A 618-nucleotide genomic window follows, 5' to 3' on the forward strand; every position below is an offset into this window, starting at 1 on the left:
AATTTATTGATATACTGAACCAAAGTTAATGCTGTTATTTTCGCTAAAATTCTTGTTTTAAAACCCTCAAAAGATTTAGCATAATTATTTCTAATTCTGAATTGGTCGCATAATTGTGAAAATAATGTTTCAATTCTTTTTCTTGATTTTCTAAAGATATAAGGTTGCGGCTTATAATCTTTTTGATTAGCTCTTCTTGGCGTTTCTAATTTGATATTTGCCGTTTGAAATAAATCTAATTGAATACTTTGAGACAAGTAACCTCTATCGCCAAGAATCACACAATCAGACATTTGTTGTTTTATGTTTTTCAAAAAATGAATGTCATGAACTTCTGCTTTTGTAATATCTAATGAATGAAAAACTCCATTTACAGAACAAACTCCGTGCAATTTATACCCGTAAAACCAATTGTTTTGAGAAGCACAAAACCCTTTTGAAGGAGCCGTTTCAAACTCTTTTTTACAGATTTTAATTCTCCTATGACGAGCAAATTTGCATATCTCCAAAGGCATACTATCTACAACAAAATAATCTTCAAACTCTAGAAAACGTGAAGCTAATTTTGTCCTTACTTCTTCTAAAAATAAAAATAATTTTCGTCTTCTTTTATTGAAC

1 protein-coding gene is annotated in these 618 nt (G+C 29.1%); it reads right to left on the minus strand.

The annotated features are described in order from the left end of the window. On the minus strand, nt 1-618 hold a 618-nt coding region (locus ACFQ0S_RS11520), incomplete at both ends, for an IS982 family transposase (RefSeq protein ID WP_379819094.1).

Origin of the sequence: Flavobacterium myungsuense, from assembly GCF_042677265.1 — a bacterium.
Taxonomy (GTDB): Bacteria; Bacteroidota; Bacteroidia; order Flavobacteriales; family Flavobacteriaceae; genus Flavobacterium; species Flavobacterium myungsuense.